19 protein-coding genes are annotated in these 18,654 nt (G+C 72.0%); 12 read left to right on the top strand and 7 right to left on the bottom strand.

Going from position 1 to position 18,654, the window contains the following annotated elements; all coding sequences use genetic code 11:
- Window positions 1-2 precede the first annotated feature (2 nt).
- From ACLQ2U_RS17930 to ACLQ2U_RS17915, 4 genes are all read left to right on the top strand, one after another.
- Window positions 3-926, top strand: a complete 924-nt coding sequence (locus tag ACLQ2U_RS17930; protein ID WP_425751811.1) for a ParA family protein — start codon at window positions 3-5, stop codon at window positions 924-926.
- Window positions 923-1,339, top strand: a complete 417-nt coding sequence (locus ACLQ2U_RS17925) for a Rho termination factor N-terminal domain-containing protein (RefSeq protein ID WP_425751810.1) — start codon at window positions 923-925, stop codon at window positions 1,337-1,339. Before ACLQ2U_RS17930 ends, ACLQ2U_RS17925 begins: the two co-directional genes overlap by 4 nt.
- Window positions 1,340-1,513: 174 nt before the next feature.
- On the top strand, window positions 1,514-2,053 hold the full coding sequence (locus ACLQ2U_RS17920; protein WP_425751809.1) for a DUF1697 domain-containing protein: 540 nt from the start codon (window positions 1,514-1,516) through the stop codon (window positions 2,051-2,053).
- A gap of 99 nt (window positions 2,054-2,152) precedes the next feature.
- Window positions 2,153-2,380 (top strand): TM2 domain-containing protein, encoded by a 228-nt coding sequence (locus ACLQ2U_RS17915; RefSeq protein ID WP_425751808.1) that lies wholly within the window; start codon window positions 2,153-2,155, stop codon window positions 2,378-2,380.
- Between the two features lie 58 nt (window positions 2,381-2,438).
- Here the strand turns inward: ACLQ2U_RS17915 and ACLQ2U_RS17910 are convergent, their stop codons facing one another.
- Together ACLQ2U_RS17910 and ACLQ2U_RS17905 are read right to left on the bottom strand one after the other, a co-directional pair.
- Window positions 2,439-3,422, bottom strand: a complete 984-nt coding sequence (locus ACLQ2U_RS17910; protein ID WP_425751807.1) for an MBL fold metallo-hydrolase — start codon at window positions 3,420-3,422, stop codon at window positions 2,439-2,441.
- A gap of 118 nt (window positions 3,423-3,540) precedes the next feature.
- The gene (locus ACLQ2U_RS17905; RefSeq protein WP_425751806.1) at window positions 3,541-4,464 is read right to left on the bottom strand and encodes a serine hydrolase; all 924 of its coding nucleotides are present in this window, start codon (window positions 4,462-4,464) and stop codon (window positions 3,541-3,543) included.
- Window positions 4,465-4,502: 38 nt separating this feature from the next.
- On the opposite strand from ACLQ2U_RS17905, the gene ACLQ2U_RS17900 reads away from it, so the two are divergent.
- Together ACLQ2U_RS17900 and ACLQ2U_RS17895 are read left to right on the top strand one after the other, a co-directional pair.
- Complete coding sequence (locus ACLQ2U_RS17900; protein ID WP_425751805.1) at window positions 4,503-5,540, top strand: LysR family transcriptional regulator; 1,038 nt, start codon at window positions 4,503-4,505, stop codon at window positions 5,538-5,540.
- A gap of 75 nt (window positions 5,541-5,615) precedes the next feature.
- The gene (locus ACLQ2U_RS17895) at window positions 5,616-6,467 is read left to right on the top strand and encodes an aldo/keto reductase (RefSeq protein ID WP_425751804.1); all 852 of its coding nucleotides are present in this window, start codon (window positions 5,616-5,618) and stop codon (window positions 6,465-6,467) included.
- Between the two features lie 158 nt (window positions 6,468-6,625).
- Here ACLQ2U_RS17895 and ACLQ2U_RS17890 read toward each other — a convergent pair whose 3' ends face one another.
- Window positions 6,626-8,161, bottom strand: a complete 1,536-nt coding sequence (locus tag ACLQ2U_RS17890; RefSeq protein ID WP_425751803.1) for a hypothetical protein — start codon at window positions 8,159-8,161, stop codon at window positions 6,626-6,628.
- A gap of 413 nt (window positions 8,162-8,574) precedes the next feature.
- Here ACLQ2U_RS17890 and ACLQ2U_RS17885 point away from each other — a divergent pair, with 413 nt between their 5' ends.
- Both ACLQ2U_RS17885 and ACLQ2U_RS17880 read left to right on the top strand, forming a co-directional pair.
- Window positions 8,575-11,724 carry an AfsR/SARP family transcriptional regulator gene (locus tag ACLQ2U_RS17885; RefSeq protein ID WP_425751802.1) on the top strand — a complete coding sequence of 1,050 codons (3,150 nt, stop codon included), beginning with the start codon at window positions 8,575-8,577 and terminating at the stop codon, window positions 11,722-11,724.
- Window positions 11,725-11,878: 154 nt separating this feature from the next.
- Complete coding sequence (locus ACLQ2U_RS17880) at window positions 11,879-12,454, top strand: hypothetical protein (RefSeq protein ID WP_425751801.1); 576 nt, start codon at window positions 11,879-11,881, stop codon at window positions 12,452-12,454.
- A 69-nt stretch (window positions 12,455-12,523) separates the two neighbouring features.
- On the opposite strand, the gene ACLQ2U_RS17875 is transcribed toward ACLQ2U_RS17880, so the two are convergent.
- The gene (locus ACLQ2U_RS17875; protein ID WP_425751800.1) at window positions 12,524-13,786 is read right to left on the bottom strand and encodes a hypothetical protein; all 1,263 of its coding nucleotides are present in this window, start codon (window positions 13,784-13,786) and stop codon (window positions 12,524-12,526) included.
- A gap of 210 nt (window positions 13,787-13,996) precedes the next feature.
- On the opposite strand from ACLQ2U_RS17875, the gene ACLQ2U_RS17870 reads away from it, so the two are divergent.
- Both ACLQ2U_RS17870 and ACLQ2U_RS17865 read left to right on the top strand, forming a co-directional pair.
- Window positions 13,997-15,541: an NAD(P)/FAD-dependent oxidoreductase gene (locus ACLQ2U_RS17870; protein WP_425751799.1), complete on the top strand. Its 1,545-nt coding sequence runs from the start codon at window positions 13,997-13,999 to the stop codon at window positions 15,539-15,541.
- A 109-nt stretch (window positions 15,542-15,650) separates the two neighbouring features.
- On the top strand, window positions 15,651-16,349 hold the full coding sequence (locus ACLQ2U_RS17865) for a hypothetical protein (protein ID WP_425751798.1): 699 nt from the start codon (window positions 15,651-15,653) through the stop codon (window positions 16,347-16,349).
- Window positions 16,350-16,405: 56 nt separating this feature from the next.
- On the opposite strand, the gene ACLQ2U_RS17860 is transcribed toward ACLQ2U_RS17865, so the two are convergent.
- From ACLQ2U_RS17860 to ACLQ2U_RS17850, 3 genes are all read right to left on the bottom strand, one after another.
- Complete coding sequence (locus tag ACLQ2U_RS17860) at window positions 16,406-16,906, bottom strand: GNAT family N-acetyltransferase (RefSeq protein WP_425751797.1); 501 nt, start codon at window positions 16,904-16,906, stop codon at window positions 16,406-16,408.
- Between the two features lie 210 nt (window positions 16,907-17,116).
- Window positions 17,117-17,512: a GIY-YIG nuclease family protein gene (locus tag ACLQ2U_RS17855; RefSeq protein ID WP_425751796.1), complete on the bottom strand. Its 396-nt coding sequence runs from the start codon at window positions 17,510-17,512 to the stop codon at window positions 17,117-17,119.
- A 162-nt stretch (window positions 17,513-17,674) separates the two neighbouring features.
- A complete protein-coding gene (locus tag ACLQ2U_RS17850) occupies window positions 17,675-18,133 on the bottom strand; it encodes a hypothetical protein (RefSeq protein WP_425751795.1) in 459 nt (152 codons plus the stop codon).
- 192 nt (window positions 18,134-18,325) lie between these two features.
- Here ACLQ2U_RS17850 and ACLQ2U_RS17845 point away from each other — a divergent pair, with 192 nt between their 5' ends.
- Window positions 18,326-18,514: a hypothetical protein gene (locus tag ACLQ2U_RS17845; protein WP_425751794.1), complete on the top strand. Its 189-nt coding sequence runs from the start codon at window positions 18,326-18,328 to the stop codon at window positions 18,512-18,514.
- Window positions 18,514-18,648: a hypothetical protein gene (locus ACLQ2U_RS17840; RefSeq protein ID WP_425751793.1), complete on the top strand. Its 135-nt coding sequence runs from the start codon at window positions 18,514-18,516 to the stop codon at window positions 18,646-18,648. Before ACLQ2U_RS17845 ends, ACLQ2U_RS17840 begins: the two co-directional genes overlap by 1 nt.
- The last annotated feature ends 6 nt before the right edge of the window (window positions 18,649-18,654 follow it).

The raw sequence follows: 18,654 nt of genomic DNA, 5'->3' as shown, positions 1-18,654 counted from the left end.
TGGTGTCAGTTATCAATTACAAGGGCGGGGTGGGCAAGACCACCATGACCGCCAACCTCGGAGCCGAGCTGGCGAACCGGGGGATGAAGGTGCTGCTGATCGACCTCGATCCGCAGACCAGTCTGACGTTCAGCTTCTACGACCCGGACGACTGGCGGGAACGGCTGCGCGACGGCCGCACGGTGAAGCGCTGGTACGACGGGCTGCGCGGGGACGGCGAGCCGGTGACCCTCGGCGAGCTGGTGGTCTCCCCCGGTCCGGCCAACGCGCAGCTCAAGGGCGCCGGCCGGCTCGACCTGATCGCCTCGCACCTCGGGCTGACCGACATCGACCTGGCGCTGGCCCGCGGGGTGGCCGACGGCGACGAGTACGACGCCGAGCTGTTCCGGGTCCGCGGCTCGCTCGCCGAGGGGCTGCACGACGACGCCCTGGACAGCTACGACCTGGTGCTGATCGACTGCCCGCCGAACTTCGGCGTGGTCACCCAGTCGGCGATCATCGCCAGCGACCACCTGCTCATCCCGGCGAAGGCCGACTACCTGTCCACACTGGGAATCGACTACCTGCACGGCAATGTGCAGGAGCTGTGCGACCGGTACAACGCCGACTCCCGCCGCTTCGCCACGATCCGGCGGCACCACAAGGTCGCGCCCGGCATCGCCGGGGTGGTGTTCACGATGATCCAGCAGATGGGGCAGCGACCGGTCGCCGCCCACCAGGGCTTCATGGACCAGGTACGCGCGCTTGGCCTGCCGGTCTTCCCCACCACGCTGCGGGAGAACGTCACCCTCTTCGCCACCAACACCCCGCGCGGGGTGCCGGTGGTGCTCCGGGACCGCGTCACCTCCCCGGCGGTCCGCGACGAACTGCGCCAGATCACCACCGAGTTCCTCGAGCACCTCCAGCCGGCGCCGGTGGCGGCATGACCGACGCGACGCTCGCCTCGGCCGTACTGGTCCGGGTCGCCGAGTTGCTGCGGAAGCTGCCCGCGGCCGACGTCACCGCCCTCGCCGAGGGTCGGGCCCGACTGGCGGTCGTCCCGGCCGAGTCCGTCGACCGGGGGCCGGTCGACGCCGGCGCGACCCGCACGCCAGCGTCGCGGCGGGCCGCGGCGCCGGCCACCGACCTGGGCCGGGCCCGCGAGGCGCTGGCCGGCACGTCCAGCCGCCACGACGGTACGGCGTACCTGTCATCGTGGACGGCCAGCGACCTCAGGGCGCTGGCCGCCCAACTGGAGGTGCGGGGCGTGAGCGGCCTGCGGAAGGCGGACCTGATCGACCGGATCGTCGACCGGACCATCGGCTTCCGCCTCAACTCCTCGGCCATCCGCCAGCTCTAGCACCGTGCCGGCGGCGCCCGCGGTGCATAGGCTGGACGGCACCGGACGTCGACGGGCGAGGAGGCCACCAATGGCCGACGTGCAGATCCCGACCGCGCGGGGGACGCTGCCCGCGTACCTCCGGGAACCGGACGGTGACCGGCCGCGGCCCGGCGGCGCCACCGGGGAGGCGGCATGAACCGGTACGTGGGGCTGCTGCGCGGCGTCAACGTCGGCGCCACCCGGATCGCGATGGCCGACCTGCGCCGCCTGGTCTCCGACCTGGGCCACGACGACGTGCGCACCTACCTGCAGTCCGGCAACGTCATCTTCGGCAGCCCGTCCCGGGACGCGGCCACGTTGGCGAAGGGGATCGAGCAGGCGATCGCCGACGAGCTGGGGTTGACCGTGCCGGTACTGGTGCGCAGTGGCGCCGGCCTGACGGCGGTGATCGACGGCAGCCCGTACGCCGACCGGCAGGACGACCCGACCCGGCTGCTGGTGGCGTTCCTGGCCACCGCGCCGGCGAAGGCGAAGGCGGCCGCGCTGGCCGTGCCGGGCTCCGAGAACGTGGAGTTCACCGTGGCCGGTCGGGAGGTCCACCTGCACTTCCCCGACGGTGGGTACGGCCGCTCGAAGTTCACCAACGCGTACCTGGAGAAGCAGCTCGGCGTGGTGGCCACGACCCGCAACTGGAAGTCGGTACGCGCCCTGCGGGACCTGGCCGCGGGCTGACCGTCCGTCCGACCGACCGGTCATGCTTTTTTCGATCTTGCCTCGGGTCGGTGGCCCCCGATACGCTCCCGCAGCCAACTCACCTGAGAAAGGACCGCAGTGACCGCTCCCGTTACCGCCAGCACCCAGAAGTCCTGGGTGGTCACCCTGGTGCTCTGCATCTTCCTCGGCACGCTCGGCGTGCACCGGTTCTACACCGGGAAGGTCGGCACCGGCATCCTGCAGCTGATCACCCTCGGTGGCCTCGGCATCTGGACCCTGATCGACTTCATCCTGATCCTGGTCGGTTCCTTCAAGGACAAGCAGGGCCAGCCGCTCGCCAAGTGACACCGCGCGACGCGTCGGAAGGGGCCGGGATCGTCGATCCCGGCCCCTTCCGCGTCACTCAGAAGCGGTACGCGGTCCGGTACTCCGGCACCAGCACCCGGCTGCGCGGGGAGACCCGACGGACCGCCGCGACCAGGTCGTCGAGGCGCGCCCGGTCGCTCGGCGCCACGGTCGGCGGGTTGGTCAGCGGGGTCTCGAAGTTGTCCCAGTGCACCGGCACGACGACCTGCGGGTGGTCCAGCGCGGCCATCAGCCGCGGCACGTAGTCCGCGGTCGAGGTGGTCGCCGGCAGCGCCACCATCGCCACATCGGGGGCCAGGCCGGTGAGGTTGCGCTCGGCGAAGTCGCTCGCCCCCATGAAGAAGACCGACGGGCCGCCGTCGACCCGGATCTGGTACGCCAGGGTGTCCCCCTCGGGCAGGTCGGCGATGGTGGCCGGCTGGGGCGGGGTGTCGACCCGTACGCCGGGGAAGGCGAGCGAGTATCCGGCGTTGCGGCTGTGCAGGGCGCCGACCACCTCGATCGTGTGGTCGCCGAACTCCAGCACCTCACCGCCCCGGACCGGGCTGAGCCGACCGGCCGGCAGCCCGTACGCCAACCCGAGGTGGTACGCGGTGAGCGTGCCGAAGACCCGCGCGCCGGTCCGCGCGGCGATGTGCGGCACGTCGGCGTAGTGGTCCCAGTGGGTGTGCGTGACCAGGATCGTGGTGGCCCGGTCCACCAGGGAGTCGACGGCGACGGTGTCCACGGTCAGCGGGGTGGCCGGGTCGAACGCGCCCCGGAACAGCCCGGTGTCGAACCGGCTGAGGTACGGGTCGACCAGCACCGTGCGGTCGCCGATGTCGACCCGCCACCCGGAGGTGCCCCACCAGCGGAAGCTGACGGCACCCCGGGCGCCGGCACGCGGCGCGGCAGCGGCCGGTGCGCCGGCCGCCTCGGCCCGGGCGGGCGTGGTGGCGGCGAGCCCACCGGCGGTCACCGCGGCCGCCCCGGCGGCGGTGGTCCGCAGGAAGCGGCGGCGGTCGAGCTGGTGTGCGGACATGGAGGGTCCTCCCCGTTTGACGCGGTACGCGGTCGGCACCCACCCCACCACCGCGCCGGGCCTCAGGTCCAAGATCGAAAGTCGCAACCGGCGATATCCGTCGCGATATCGGCCCAGCTCAACCCCGCCGATCGGACGCGGACGGTCCGGAAAACCCGTCACCGCGCAGGGCCTCCACCGCGGTCCGGGCGGCCTCCCCCATGGCCAGGTCCACGTCGACCCGGCGGGTCGGGAGCCGGTCGGCGCGGGCGAACACCGCCATCGCGTACCGCATGCCGTCCGGGTACTCGGCCACCCCGGCCTCGAGGTGCAGCCCGGGCAGCGTGCCGCTCTTCGCGGCGACCCGTACGCCGGGCGGGAAGCCGGAGGCCAGCCGGGTCCAGGAGAGCTGCCGGGACATCAGCTCGCGGACGGTGGCGCAGGCGGCGGGCGGGCCGGCCTCGTCGCGCCAGATCAGGCCGAGCAGCCGGGTGATCTCCCGGGCCGTGCTCGACGTGGTGTGCGCGGGATCGAAGACCCGCATGGCGCGGACCCGGTCGTCGGGCAGGGTCGGGAAGATCCGGGCGAAGTCCGCCTCGGTGCGGGCCCCCACGTCGGCGAGCATCGTCTCGACCAGCTGCCGCGGTCCACCGACGATCCGGGTACGCGGCAGGTCCAGCTCGGCGGCGAGCATCGGCAGCACGTCCGCGCCGACCCGGCGCAGCAGCAGGTCGGCGGCGGTGTCGTCGCTGACCGACATGGTGAAGTACGCCAGGTCGCGCAGGGACAGCTCGACGTCGTCGGCGCAGCCGGCCACCCCCCAGCCGCCGAGCCGGTCCGCCGCCGAGACCAGCACCCGCTCGGCCGGGTCGAGCTGCCCGGCCGCGACCTGCCGGGCGAACTCCAGCACCAGCAGGACCTTGAAGACCGAGGCGATGACCGTCTGCCGGTCGGCCCGGACGGCGACCTCCCGGCCCGCCGGCCCGTCCACGGGTACGACGTGCAGGCTGCCGGTGACCCCGACCGCCGCGAAGATCTCTTCGATCCGTTGCTCCGCTGCCACTCGGGCACGGTAACCGGCGACTGCCGTAGGGTCCGTGCGTGGACCTGCTCCGCCACCTGCGGCACTTCGTGGTGGTCGCCCGCGAGCTGCATTTCGGCCGGGCGGCCGAGACGCTGGGCATGGCGCAGCCGCCGCTGAGCCAGTCCATCCGGCGCCTCGAACAGGAGCTGGCGGTGGAGCTGTTCGACCGGTCCCGCCGCCAGGTGCGGCTGACCACCGCCGGTCAGCTGCTGCTCGGCGAGGCCGACGACCTGCTCGCCGCCGATCGCCGGATACGCCACCTGATGCGGCAGGTCCGGGACGGGGCGCTGGGGGTGTTCCGGGCCGGGGTGCCCCCGGAGACGCCGGCGGTGACGCTGCGCGCGCTGCTGGACCGGCTCGCCGCCGAGGCGCCCGGGCTGGACGTCGACCTGCACGAGCTGACCAGCGCCGAGCAGGTCCGGATGCTGGCCGAGGGGCGGCTGGACGCGGGGCTGCTGCACCACCCCGTGGCCGACGGCGGCCTGCGCTTCGGCCCGCCGGTGGACGTACCGGTGGGGGCGCTGCTGCCGCGGGCGTCGCCGCTGGGCCGGCCGCGCCAGGTGGCGCTGGCCGACCTGGCCGGACTGGACCTGATCGCCGCGCCGCGCCCCACCGCCCCCGGCTGGCACGACCACGTGCTGGACGTCTGCCGCCGGCTCGGCTTCACCCCGGGCCGGGTCCGGCCGGCCCGGAACCCGGAGTTCGTGCTCGGCCTGGTGCTGGCCGGGGGCGCGGTCGCGCTGGAACCGGAGGCACTGGGCCGGCGGGAACCCCGGATCGCCTGGCGGCCGATCGCCGGAGGCCCGCTGGTCCGGCGTACCTCGGCGGCCTGGCCGGACCGCGCGCCGCACCCGGCCGCGGCGATGTTCGGGCAGCTCGCGGCCGAGGTGCTGGCCGCGGTCGAACCGGCGCCGCCGGCGGCGGTGACGCCGGCGGCCCGGCCCTGGCCGGTGCTGTTCGAAGCGGGGCAAACCCCAGGTGGCGCGGTCGGTTGTCCCAGATCACCCTCCGGGCACCGTGACGACCCGGGACGATCGGGTACCAGAACCATGTGACAGGCGCTCGGCACCGGCCGTGGAACGCTTCCGGCCAGCTGACCGGGCGCCCCTGACGATGGGAGAGAGAGCCGGATGGCGAACACGATTCCCGACATCAGCCTCAACGACGGCAACACCATCCCGCAGTTCGGCTTCGGGGTGTTCCAGATCGAGCCGAAGGACACCGTCGAGGCGGTCAGCAAGGCGCTGGAGGTCGGCTACCGGCACATCGACACCGCCCAGATGTACGGCAACGAGGCCGAGGTCGGTGAGGCGATCCGCACCTCCGGCATCGACCGGGGCGAGGTCTTCGTGACCAGCAAGCTGAACAACAGCTTCCACCGCCCGGACGACGCCCGCAAGGCGTTCGAGTCGACGCTGGCCGCGTTGAAGTTCGACTACCTGGACCTGTTCCTGATCCACTGGCCGCTGCCGACGCTCTACGACGGTGACTTCGTCTCCACCTGGAAGGTGCTGGAGGAGTTGCAGCGCGACGGTCGGGTCCGCTCGATCGGCGTGTCCAACTTCCAGGTCCCGCACCTCGAGCGGCTGGCCGCCGAGGCGGACGTGGTGCCGGCGGTCAACCAGATCGAGGCGCACCCGTACTTCGGCAACGAGGAGGTCCGCGCGTACGACAAGGCGCACACCATCGCCACCGAGGCGTGGTCGCCGATCGCCCAGGGCAAGGTGCTCGACGACCCGACGATCGTCGACATCGCCCAGCAGGTGGGGAGGACGCCGGCCCAGGTGACGCTGCGCTGGCACGTGCAGCGCGGCGACATCGTCTTCCCGAAGTCGACCACCCCGAAGCGCATCGAGGAGAACTTCCACATCTTCGACTTCGAGCTGGACGACGCGGCGATGGACCGGATCAACAACCTGGACAAGGGCGAGGCCGGTCGGCAGGGCCCCAACCCGGACACCTTCGACTACCTGCCGAGCTGACCCGTACCGCAGAGAGAGGGCCGCGGGCGGACGACCTCCCGCGCCTTCGTCACCGGCTACCGACCGACGCGCACCGCCGGTCACCCGACGCATGACGCCACCCACCCCGGGGGCCGGTGTACGGCCACCCGGGGTGGGTGTGCGGCGCGCGGGTCAGGTCACCAGTTGCCGAGGACCAGGCGCCCGGCGACCGCGCCGAGGCCGTACTGGCCGGAGGTGTACCAGCGGCCCAGCGAGGTGATCCCGCTCTTGAACACGTAGTAGCCGAAGGTGCCGTCGCTGAGCTGGTAGGCCATCACGATGTCGTCGACACCGTCACCGGTCACGTCACCGGAGGCGACCCGGTCCCCCACCTGGCTCACGGTGAACGCGGGCGCGGTGAAGTCGGTGGTGTGGGTGAACGACGAACCGTTCGACGTCCACCGGTGGATCGTCATGGCGCCGCCGCCGTCGTCGTGCACCAGGGCCGGCTCGGCCTTGCGGTCGCCGGTGAAGTCACCCACCACCAGGCGCCCGTCTACCGGGCCGAGGTTGTACTGCCCGGAGGTGTACCACTTGCCCAGGGAGGTGATCCCGCCGTTGAACACGTGGTAGGCGAAGGTGCCGTCGCTCTGCTGGTAGGCCATCACGATGTCGTCCTTGCCGTCACCGGTCACGTCGCCGGAGGCAACCCGGTCGCCGACGTTGCTCAGGTGGAACGGACCCGACTCGTAGTCGGTGGTCCGGCTGAACGACGAACCCGTCGAGAACCACCGGTAGATGGTCATCGTGCCGTCACCGTCGTCGCGCACCATGGCGGGCTCGGCCAGGCCGTCGCCGGTGAAGTCGGCCACCACCAGACGCCCGCCGACCGGACCGAGACCGTACGGTCCGGAGGTGTACCAGCGGCCCAGCGAGGTGATCCCGCTCTTGAACACGTAGAAGCCGAAGGTGCCGTCGCTGAGCTGGTAGGCCATCACGATGTCGTCGACACCGTCACCGGTCACGTCACCGGAGGCCATCCGGTCCCCCACGTTGCCCAGCGAGAACGATCCCGACTTGAAGTCGCTGGTACGGCTGAACGACGAACCGGCCGACGTCCACCGGTGGATGGTCATGGTGCCGTCACCGTCGTCGTGCCCCAGGGCCGGCGCCTTGGCACCGGGCGAGCTGTCGAGGCCGGTACGACGGATCGGCTTGTACGACGTCAGGTCGCTCCACCCGTTGAACCCGCGGTTACCCCAGTTGTTGTCGGCATACGGGTTCTGGACCGTCTGGTCGTCGCTGTTGAAGGAGTAGACGTAGGCGCCCTGGGTGTGGTCGCTGCGGTTCTTCCAGTGCGAGAAGAGCTCGATGTGGCCGCTGCGCACCATCGCGTCGCCCGGCTGGAAGTCGTTGATGCTGCCCAGGGTGGTCCACATCGCGTTGCCGCCCATGAAGTCGCCTGTGACGTAGCTGTGCGAAAGGTGCCAGGCCATCGAGACCAGGCCGGAGCAGTCGCGACGGTAGGTGTGGGAGCCCTCGGGGTCGCTGGCCCAGGTGCCGGTCTGGGTGTACGTGATGCCGCGATCGACCCAGTTCTGGGCGCGGTCGAGGATCTCGTCGCGGCTGATCGGGCCGTTGAGGCTGGAGGCCTCCGCCGGGGCGGAGGTGATCACGGCGGTCGCGCCGACGCTCAGCAGGCTGAGCGCGACGCCAGCCGCAATATTCCTCATACCGCGGATCCCTCCACGTCGTGCGAAAAGCTTCATCACTGATTCCCCTCCTAAAAGGATTTTTCGGGCTAACCGGGCCTATCGTGGACGGCCGCATTCACGACGACGGCATTGGCTGCCGTCGACATGTCGACTAGAGTCAGCGCGGACGTGCGTCATCGGGAGAGCGCGGTGCGAGTGGCGGCTCCCTTGTCGTCGTCCTGTGAAGTTGTGGCTTGCGGCCCCTTTCCTGGGGAGGTGGGGTGAGGGTCTCCGGTGGCACGTGACGCCTTCCTCGGCGACGACCCCGAAGCGGTGCGTGGCAAGACATTCGCAGCCGGGCCGGTAGCGAAGCTGAACGAATCCTTGACACTCCCGATCGGCGCTGCTCAGGGCCGGTCGGGCAGTGGTCCTACGGGCGCGGGGGCGATGCCGTGGAACTGCGAATATTCGGCGAACTACAGATCCGCGTCGTCGGGAAGCCGATCGAACTCGGCCCGCTGAAACAGCGACTGGTCCTAGCGGCGCTGGCCGTGGACGTCGGCCGGTGCGTGCCGCCCGAGGTGCTGATCGACCGGGTGTGGGACGCCTCCCCGCCGACGGATGCCCGGGGGGTCCTCTACACCTACATCACCCGCATCCGGCGACTGCTGTCCTCGGCGGACACCGGCGGCGCCACCGCCATCACCCTGGCCCGCCGGCCGGGCGGCTACCTGCTCGACTTGGCGGACGGCCGGTTCGACCTGCACCGGCTGCGCACCCTCACCGACCAGGCCCACGAGTTGGAGCCGGACGATCTCCGCCGGGTCAGACTGCTGCGGGAGGCCGTCGACCTGTGGCGCGGAGACCCCCTGGACGGACTACCCGGCGACTGGGCCGCCCGGGTCCGGGAAGGGCTGCGCCAACAACTGCTGGGGGTGCTGCTCGACTGGGCCGAGTGCGAGCTCCAACAGGGACGACCGGGGCCGGTGGCCGACCGGCTGGGCCAGGCGCTGGAGCGCAGCCCGCTCACCGAGCCGATCGTGCTGCACCTGATGCGGGCGCTGCACCTCGGTGGGCGCCGCGCCGAGGCGCTCGACCAGTACGCGCGCACCCGGGCGCTGCTCGCCGACGAGCTGGGTGTCGACCCCGGCGCGGAGCTGCAGAAACTGCACCAGCAGATCCTGCGGGACGAGCTCCCCGCGCGGCCCTCCGTGGTGCCCGTCGAGACCACCGCGCCACCGGCGCCGGCGCCTGCGCCGGCCGACCACGGTCCGTCGGAGGTCGACGGGCCCGGTCCGGCGGGACCGGGGTGTCAGCTGCCGGCCGCGCTGCCGGACCACACCGGTTGCGAGGCCGAGATCGCGCGGGCTCTCGCGCTGCTGGCCGGGCCGCAGCGGTCCTCGACACCCCGTCCGCCGCTGATTCTGGCCGGGCCCGGCGGCATCGGTAAGACCTCGTTGAGTATCCGGCTGGCCCACCTGCTCCGGGACAGCTACCCCGACGGTCAGATCTTCGTGGGTCTCGACGGCCGGCGCGGTGACGCCGTCGGCGCCCTCAACCAGGTGCTGCGCGCCCTGGGCGTCGGCAACGTCCAGCAGTTGCGCACTCTCGAGGAGAAGCTGGGGCAGTACCGGGCGGCGCTGAGTGGCCGTCGCATCCTGATCGTGCTGGACTCCGCGGTCAGTGCCGAGGAGGTTCTCCCGCTCGTCCCGGGTGCCGTGGGCAGCGCCCTGATCGCGTCGAGCCGCGCCCGGCTGACCACCATTCCGGGGGCGCATCATCTCGAGTTGCAGATGTTCCGCGCCGATCAGTCGCTGGCGCTGCTCGAGCAGATCATCGGGCCGGACCGGCTCGCGGCCGAGCCGAAGGCTGCTGGGACACTGATCGAGATGTGCGCCGGTCTGCCGCTCGCTCTGCGCATCGCCGGGGCCCGACTCGCGGCCCGACCGCATCGGCGGATCTCCCGGCTCGCCGACCGGCTGGGTGACGAACGCGGGCGACTCGACGAGCTGTCCGCCGATGGTCTGGCGGTGCGGGCCAGCATCGCGGTCGGCTACCACGGACTGGGCCCCGCGGCGCAGCGGGTGTTCCGGCTGCTCGGGTTCATGGCGACGCCCAGCTTCGCCGACTGGCTCGCCGCCGCGCTGACCGGCGACGCGGTGGACGCGGCCGAGGAGCTGCTCGAACAGCTGGCCGACGCGCGGTTGGTCGAGGTGGTCCAGGACCCGGGGTACGGAGTCGTCCGCTACCACATGCACGACCTGGTACGGCTCTACGCCCAGGAGCGCGCGGTCGCGGAGGACCCGGAGGAGGTTCTGCACATGGCGGTCGCGCGGGTGCTGACGGCCGCGACGGAACTGTGCGAACGGCTCGGGGAGCTGCTTCCCCACGCGGTGCCCCCGCTGTACCGGCAGCCGCCCATGCCGGTCAGCCTGGAGTCGTGCGTGCTCGCCGCGGACCACCTCCGTCCCGGGTGGCTCGACGCCGAGGGCGGCTGCCTGGTCGCCGCGGTCGAACGCGCCGCCGAGCTGGGGATGGACGCGGCCGCCTGCGCGCTGGCCGACGCGCTGGTCTTCGCGTCGTTCGCGATGCGCAACGACTTCGTCGGCTGGGACCGCACCCACGCGGCCGCGCTCGGTGCCGCCCAGCGGGCGGGCAACCAGGTGGCCCAGGCCGTCATCGAATGCGGCATCGGGCTGCTGCGGTACAAGGAGGACCGGTTCACCGAGGCCGAGCGGTACTTCCCCTCCGCCATTGCGCTCTTCGAAAAGGCCGGCCACCAGGCCGGTGCCGCCGCCGCCCGTAACGGCCTGGGCTCGGTGTTGCGCGAGGTGGGTCGGCATCGTGAGGCGATTTCCCTGTTGGAGGCGGCCGCCGACACGCTCACTCGGCACGGTGACGGCGACGGCGCCGCCCACGCCCTCTACGGTCTGGGGCATTGCCACCGGGAGCTGGGCGACGACGCCAGGGCGATCGGCAGCCTCCAACAGGCGATCGACCGGTACCGCTCGCTGAGCCACTGGCGTGGCGAGGCCGTCGCGACCCGCGGCATCGGCCTGGTGCACCGGGCGCGGGGCGACCTGGACGCCGCGGAGGTGTGGTGCTCCCGGGCGCACGACATGGTCAGCCGTCGGGGCGATGAGCACATGGCCTGCTACACGTCACAGGCGGTGGCCAAGATCTGGCTGCGGCGCGGCGAGGTCGATCGGGCCCAGGAACCCCTCGAACGGTCCCTGACGACCTGTCGGCGGTTGCACGACCGGCTGGGAGCGGCGCTGGTCCGGCGGACGATCGGCGAGATGCATCTCGCCGCCGGTCGGCTCGACGCCGCCCACGACACGCTCGCCCTGGCGTACGGCGACTGGCGGGAGCTCGACCACGACCTCGGCCAGGCGCGGACGCTCCGGGACCTCGGTGCGGTGCATGCGCTGCGTGGCGACGCGGGTGCGGCCCACACCGCGTGGGACGAAGCGCGGTCGACCTTCGCGCGGTTGGGCACCCGGGAGTCCGTCGAAGCGGACGGGTGGCACCTGCGGTGGGACTGCCCGTGCGTCGCCGGGGTCGGCCCGGGTGACCTGTCGGGCCTCGCCGGAGTCGCCTGACCGCCCCGCCGCCTGGGCATTCAAGGTTTGGTCCAGCTTCGGCAGAGGTGCGCTTCCTACCGTCGTGGCCAGGTCCGAGCAGCAGCTCGGGGAGGATCGAAGACGGAGATGCGAGGCGACCATGAGGACGCGAGGCAGAGGTGCGGTACTGGCCGTGGCGTTGGCCCTGACCGGTGCGATGTTCGGATGTTCCCGTTCCGATGAGCGGCCGACCGCGCAGCCGGCGTCGCCGGTCGTCACCGGGAGCCCCACCGCTTCCGCCGACGCGACGCCGCCAGCCCCCACGCCGACCCCGGCCGGCGGCGCCAAGCTGGCCGTCGCCGGTGGGGGCGCCCCGGCCGCTCCCGACGGACCGAGCGGCGCAGGCGCTCCCGGTGCGCGGCCCGCGCAGGCCGGGGCCGGGTCGGCGCTGCCCGAGCCGACCCGGCCGGTGGCCGGCGACCCGTCCTGCTCCACCGCCGTGCTGCTGGCGGCCACGAAATCGCTGGTCGACGACCGGTCCGCAGGGGTGACCGTCGATCGGGTCGACGTGTTCGGCTGCCGCAACGCGTACGCACGGCTGATCGCGTTGCCGGCGGAGAACTCCGCTCCGCTGCTCAAGGACCAGGTCTTCCTGCGCCAGGTCGGTGGGACCTGGCGGTTGGCCGGGCTCACGGGTGCGGGGATCGACTGCGGTGACAACGGCCTGCCGGCGGAAATCGCGGCCGCCTGCGCGGCGATCGTCCGGTAGGCCGGCGGCCGGGCCCGGCCGCGTCGACCACGTCCGTGCGGGGGTGCGCCACGTGGCGCACCGCCCGGGTCAGATGATGAAGTGCGTCCAGTAGGCGAGCCACACCACGAAGAGCGCGCCCTGCAGGAGGGCCAGGGCGGCGCTCAGCCCGGCGTCGGCCGGGGCGGTCCTGACCCAGCGGGCCAGGACCAGGCCGACCGGGAACGCGGCGAGCAGGTAGCGCAGCAGGCTCTTGTACACCGGCGGCCCCATCGACAGCGGCGCCAGGACCATCAGCACGCCGTAGACGACGTACGGCAGCCCGATCCGCCGGAACCCGGCGATCACGATCACGAGGACGGCGACGGCGAACCAGACCCGGACGGCGTCCCGGGGGTCGGCGCCGGTGAGGCCGTGCAGCATCACCCGGAGCGGGTCCTGGACGGCGATGCCCCAGTTCCGCTCCTGGACGTGCTTGTAGGCGAACCAGTCCCCGCCCTTCCACGCGCAGAACGCCATGAAGGTGAGCCAGCCGGCCGGGATCAACGCCAACGGCCACCCGGTCCGGACGTACGTCCACAGGCTGCGCGGGTCGAGCCGGTAGCGGTGCTGGCGCAGCAGGACCAGGGCGAGCGGGACGGCGACGAGGAAACCCACCGAGCGGCTGAGCCCGAGGAAGTAGCCCAGCACCCCGACGGTGACCCAGCGCCGCTGCTCGGCGTAGTGGAAGGTGGCCAGGGCCAGGCAGAGGAACAGCGACTCGGTCAGGGCCGCCTGGAACAGGAAGGCGGTCGGCAGCAACACCAGGTAGCGGGTGAACCGGCGCGCCGAGACGTCGTCGCCGAGCAGCGTCTCGCCCAGTCGCAGGGCGTAGTAGAGCAGCAGCAGGAACGCGACGTTGCTGATCAGCAGCAGCGCCAGGGCGGTGTCGCCGCCCAGCACGACCGCCACCGGCCGGGCCAGGAAGGGGTAGAGCAGGGGGAAGGCGAAGTCGTTCCAACGGCCGGTGAGCGGCAGCCGGGCCAGGTGGTCGTAGTGCAGCCCGTCCCAGGCGACCCACATGGAGATCCAGCGGTGCGGCGATATCTCCTGCTGGTCGGCGCGCATGCCGGCCTCCGCGGCGGGTGGCGCGCCGGGTACCCCGTCCCAGGCGGTCAGGGCGATCAGGCCGACGAGGGTGAGGACGATCTTCGCGCCGACGAAGAGCGTGAGGACGTACCGCCAGCGGTCCGGTACCCGGGCGACGAGCGCGCCCGTCCGGCGCCGTAGGCCGCCGAGGCGGTCCCGCTTCCCCGGCGGAGTGGTCGCGGGCGCGCGCGGGTCCGGTGCGGTGTCCCGCGGCCTGTCGACCATGCGCGCTTCCTCGGTGATCGGGACCCGGACCCACGGCCCTGCTGCCCGGTCATCCCCCATTTGCGCCCGATGACACCTGCCGGGACGTGTCGAGGCCACGGCGCCGCCGTCGACACGATCGGGAGTTCCGGGGCACCGGACGTGAGATGGCGCAGGGACCGGGTAAGCGCCCCTCCTCCGGCGGACCCGAGGGCAGGGAGCGGCACGACCATGGACGAGCGGCACGGCACGGTGGTCATCGGCGCGGGGCCGGCGGGGTTGACCGCCGCCTACGAGCTGCTCCGGCACGGCGCGACGGTGCGGGTGTTCGAGGCCGACGACGTGGTCGGCGGGATCAGCCGCACCGTCGAGCGGGACGGCTGGCGCTTCGACATCGGCGGTCACCGGTTCTTCACCAAGGTGAGCCGGGTCGAGGCGTTCTGGCACGAGATCCTCCCCGACGAGGAGTTCCTGCTCCGGCCCCGGATGAGCCGGATCTTCTACCGCGGGGCGCTCTACGACTACCCGCTGAACGCCGGCAACGCCCTGCGCAACCTCGGCGTCCGCGAGGCGACCCGCTGCATGGGCTCGTACGCGAAGGCCCGGCTGCGCCCGCCCAGGGACCAGTCGCACTTCGAGGGCTGGGTGTCGGCGCGCTTCGGCTGGCGGCTGTACTCGATCTTCTTCAAGACCTACACGGAGAAGGTCTGGGGGATGCCGGCCGACCAGTTGCAGGCCGACTGGGCCGCCCAACGGATCAAGAACCTGTCGCTGTCCCGGGCAGTGCTCGACTCGCTGCTGCCCCGCCGCAATCGCAAGGACGTGACCAGCCTGATCGAGGAGTTCCAGTACCCCAAGTTCGGCCCGGGCATGATGTGGGAGCGCTGCACGGAGGAGATCCGCCGGCGCGGCGGCGAGGTCACCACCGGGACGTGGGTGACGGCCGTGCACCGGGAGGGCGGGCGGGCCGTGGCGGTCACCGTCGACGGGGACGGCGGCGAGCGTCGGCTCCCCGCCGACCACGTGATCTCGTCGATGCCGATCTCCGAGCTGGTGGCCGCGGTGCGGCCGGCGGCGCCGCCCGAGGTGCTGGCCTGCGCCGCCGACCTGCGATACCGCGACTTCCTGACCGTGGCGCTGGTGGTGCCGGAGGAGTTCTCCTTCCCCGACAACTGGATCTACGTGCACGACCCTGCCGTCAACGTGGGCCGGATCCAGAACTTCGGCTCCTGGTCGCCGTACCTGGTCAAGGACGGCCGCACCTGCCTGGGCCTGGAGTACTTCGTGTTCGAGGACGACGAGACCTGGCGGACGTCGGACGCCGAGCTGGTGGGGCTGGCCACCGCCGAGCTGGAGCAGTTGGGCCTGGTCCGGCCGGGCGGCGTGGAGAGCGGGTACGTGGTGCGGATGCCGAAGGCCTATCCCGTCTACGACGAGCGCTACCAGCACAACGTCGACACCATCCGGGCCTGGCTGGCCCGCGAGCTGCCCAACGTGCACCCCGTCGGGCGCAACGGGATGCATCGCTACAACAACCAGGACCACTCGATGCTGACGGCCATGCTGACCGCCGAGAACATCGCCCACGACGCCGGCCACGACGTCTGGTCGGTCAACGTGGAGCAGGACTACCACGAGCAGCGCAGCGACGACGGCAACGGCCGGCGGGGCACCGGCCGGGACGCGCCCATCGTGCTGGGGCGTACGGTCGCCGCGACGGCCCCCACCGCGCCCGACCGAGGCCGCCCGGCCGGCCGGCCCACCGGGGTGAACTGAGCAGGGGCGTCGCTCGCTGACGTAACGCGGCGCGCCGGCGGGGCGCAGTCAAGGAGGGGCCCGACGATGGGCCCCTCCTTAGCGTACCCGGAAAGGACGTGCTCCCTCGATGATGCGCCGCCGTGCCCCTCAAGTCCTGCTGTCGTTGCTGCTCGTCGCCGGCGTCGCGGCCTGCGGCACGTCGGAGGCCGCGCCGACGACGGCGCGCTGGTCCGCGCCGGTGTCGGCCGCGCCGACGACGACCCCGCCGCCGCGCCCCGCGCCCCGCTCCGCCGACGAGGTGAGCCGGCAGACGCGGATCGCCCTGCTGGACCTCTCGAAATTCCGCCCGGAGACCGTCTCGCACACCAAGGAGAACACCGAGGGTTGGTACCTGCGGGCGCCCTGCCGGCGCGAGCTGCCCTCCGACCGGCACAGCATCGGGCAGCGGGAGCGGCGCTGGGAGACCTCCCCGGTCTGGATCCGCCAGCACGTCGTCGGCTATCAGAAGGTGACCGGCCGCAAGCTGGTCGACGAGCTGCGGGCCACGATGCGCGGCTGCCGGAGCTACCGAATGAGCAACGGGGAGACGTCGACGCTGGTGCCGTGGGCGCCGGCCGGAGCGCCGAAGAACCCGGACGTGGTGACGTTCTGCGAACGCCACACGACCGACACCGGCACCTACCACCAGTGCACCGTGACGATGGCGCGCGGGTACTACGTGATGGAGGTCGACGCCTCCGACGGCGACGGCGACCTCGCCAAGTCCAAGGCGATGCTGACGAAGCTCTACCCGAGCCTGACCGCCGCTCTCGTCAAGGCCGCCTGAGCGACACCGGTGCTCGACGGTCCAGGGTGGAGTGTGGCATCCGGCGACGACCGCGGTCAGGCCGTCAGGTCGAGCCGCCAGTCGTGGGAGCGCATCATCCGGCCCGGCGGGTACTCGAACTTGGTCTCGCCGAGCAGGGTGAAGCCGGCCTTGCGGCAGACCGCGTTCGAGGCCGGGTTGTCCACCGACGGGTACGCGTGTGCGTACCGGTGGCGGCCCTGGGCGCGGGCCTCGGCCACCACCGCCCGCACGGCGGCGGTGGCCACGCCCCGCCCCTGGTGTTCGGGGAGGATCGCCCAGCCCATCTCGTAGACCGGCTCGTCGTGCCAGACCCGCTCCCAGTAGCCGACGCTGCCGACCTTCGCCCCGTCGGGCAGCACCACGCTGAACATCACGCCCGAGCCGGGGCCGGGCCCGCTTACGTAGCGTTCGTGCCGGGCGAGCACCTGCTCGTCGGTCTCCGTGCCGCCGGTGTGGTGGCGGATCTCCGGCGCGTTGAGCTGGTGCAGCAGCTTCAGATCGTCCTCGTCCCACGGCTCGATGCGCACCTCGGTCATATCCCGCCCCCCCGTCCCGTCAGCGGCGCTCAATGAAGCAACGCCCGCCGACGTTGCGGGGTGACGAGGCGGCGGGGATTCTGCGGCCGCCGACGGGAAACGACCGCTGGACGTCGCCCGCGCTTTGGCTGACGGGCGCCGTCGGGCCGGCAGTGCGTGGTGCGGTCGCTGTGGAGCTGATGTCGCAAACGACTCAGCGCGGCGACCGGTTCAGGGCGTGGGCCGCTGCCGCGGAGCCTGCCGGTTGAAGCGCGGCTTCAGGGCAACCACCAGGGCCTCCTCGTCGGCCGCCGGGTGGTCGCTCTCCCGCCAGCGGACGATGCACCGGCGGAGCCAGCTCGCGATGTCGGCGGCCGACGCCACCGGCCCGGACTGGTCGAGCAGCTGGCCAACCTGGTCGTGCAGCACAGAGGAGCCGCGACTGCCCGTCAGGTGCTGGCGCAGCCGGTCCTTCAGGTTCGACGTCTGCCCCACATAGATGACCGTGTCGCCGGCGACCACTACATGCACGCCGGCGGCGCGGGGCGCGTCCGCGACGACATCCATCGTGTACGGGCGGGAAACGGTGAAGCCCGCCAGCAGGTCCTCATGCGTGGTGTCGGTCATGCCCGGGACGTTACCGAGGCGGGGCCTGCTCGGCAGCCCCCTGATCGTCCGCCACATCAGTGTGGAAGAGCGTGATCAACTGGTCCTGATGCCCGAAACGCCTGCTCTCGGCGGCGAGCGCGCTGACATCTCGTGCCCGGCCGTGACCGCTGGGCCTCGTCGCTACTGGCCGATGGACGGCCCGTGATGGGGAGAAGGGTCAAACGGGTTCTCCGGCGTTCCCGCCACCAATGCGGTTGATGTGGGCTGAGACGTAGCGGTCTCGGGAGGATCGAGAAACCATCGACGGGAGGATCTCGGCAAGAGGAGCAGGCCGACAACCGCTAGCGGCGCGCCGATCAATAGCGTCCGATCGAAGACGCTCAGACCTGCATGCGTCGCCCCGTTGTAGACATTCACAGCCGCGAGGACGACGACTAACCACCGAGCGAGCGAGTTCCCACGGATCAGTCCGTAAGCCAGGACCAGCATCAACCCGCCGACGAGAACGCTAGCGAGGACCTGGGCGAGCACGTCGGGGTTGCCGGGTGTGGGGATAGCGGCTGCAACGGCCCGGATGACCATGGCGAGGGTAGCCGCCAGCACCGGTGCGGGAGGTCGACCCTTCGCTGTGTTGATCACTGGGTCATGGTAGATGCGGATCTCCTCGTCGGGCAGTCGCCAGACCGTCCAGCCTCGTGGTGCTCGGCGAGAAGCGAGTTCGGAGCGTGGAGCAGGGTCGGCACCTCGGGTGCCGGCGTCGCATCTCGGCCGCAGCCGCTCATCTCGAGCGACGAAACGATCGCCATCTACGCTCGGAACACCGCTGGCGGGATGAGCGGGGTCAGCCAGGCCTCCCCGGGCAGCGCGTTCGGCAACTGGATGGCGATCGGCACCAACCAGCCGACCTTCGTCGGTGACCCCTCGGCCATCGTCTCCGCCACCGGCACGATCGCGGTGCACGACAAGGCCACGGACAACTGGATCTGGGGCACCAGCCAGGGCAGCGTCGGCTGCGGCTGATGGTCGACCCGGTGCGCCTCGGCGGCGGCAAGCGCATCTGGCCGGAGGACGGGCGGTTGACGGAGTTCCGGCTGGCGCGGAGCGAGGCGACGAGCACGGGAGCGCTGCTGCTCAACTACCGACGGGCGGGTTGAGCGCCG

The sequence above is a fragment of the Micromonospora sp. DT47 genome (genome assembly GCF_049844475.1).
Lineage (GTDB): Bacteria > Actinomycetota > Actinomycetes > Mycobacteriales > Micromonosporaceae > Micromonospora.
Note: the sequence above shows the minus strand (reverse complement) of the source record. Positions and strands in the feature narration are given on the sequence as shown.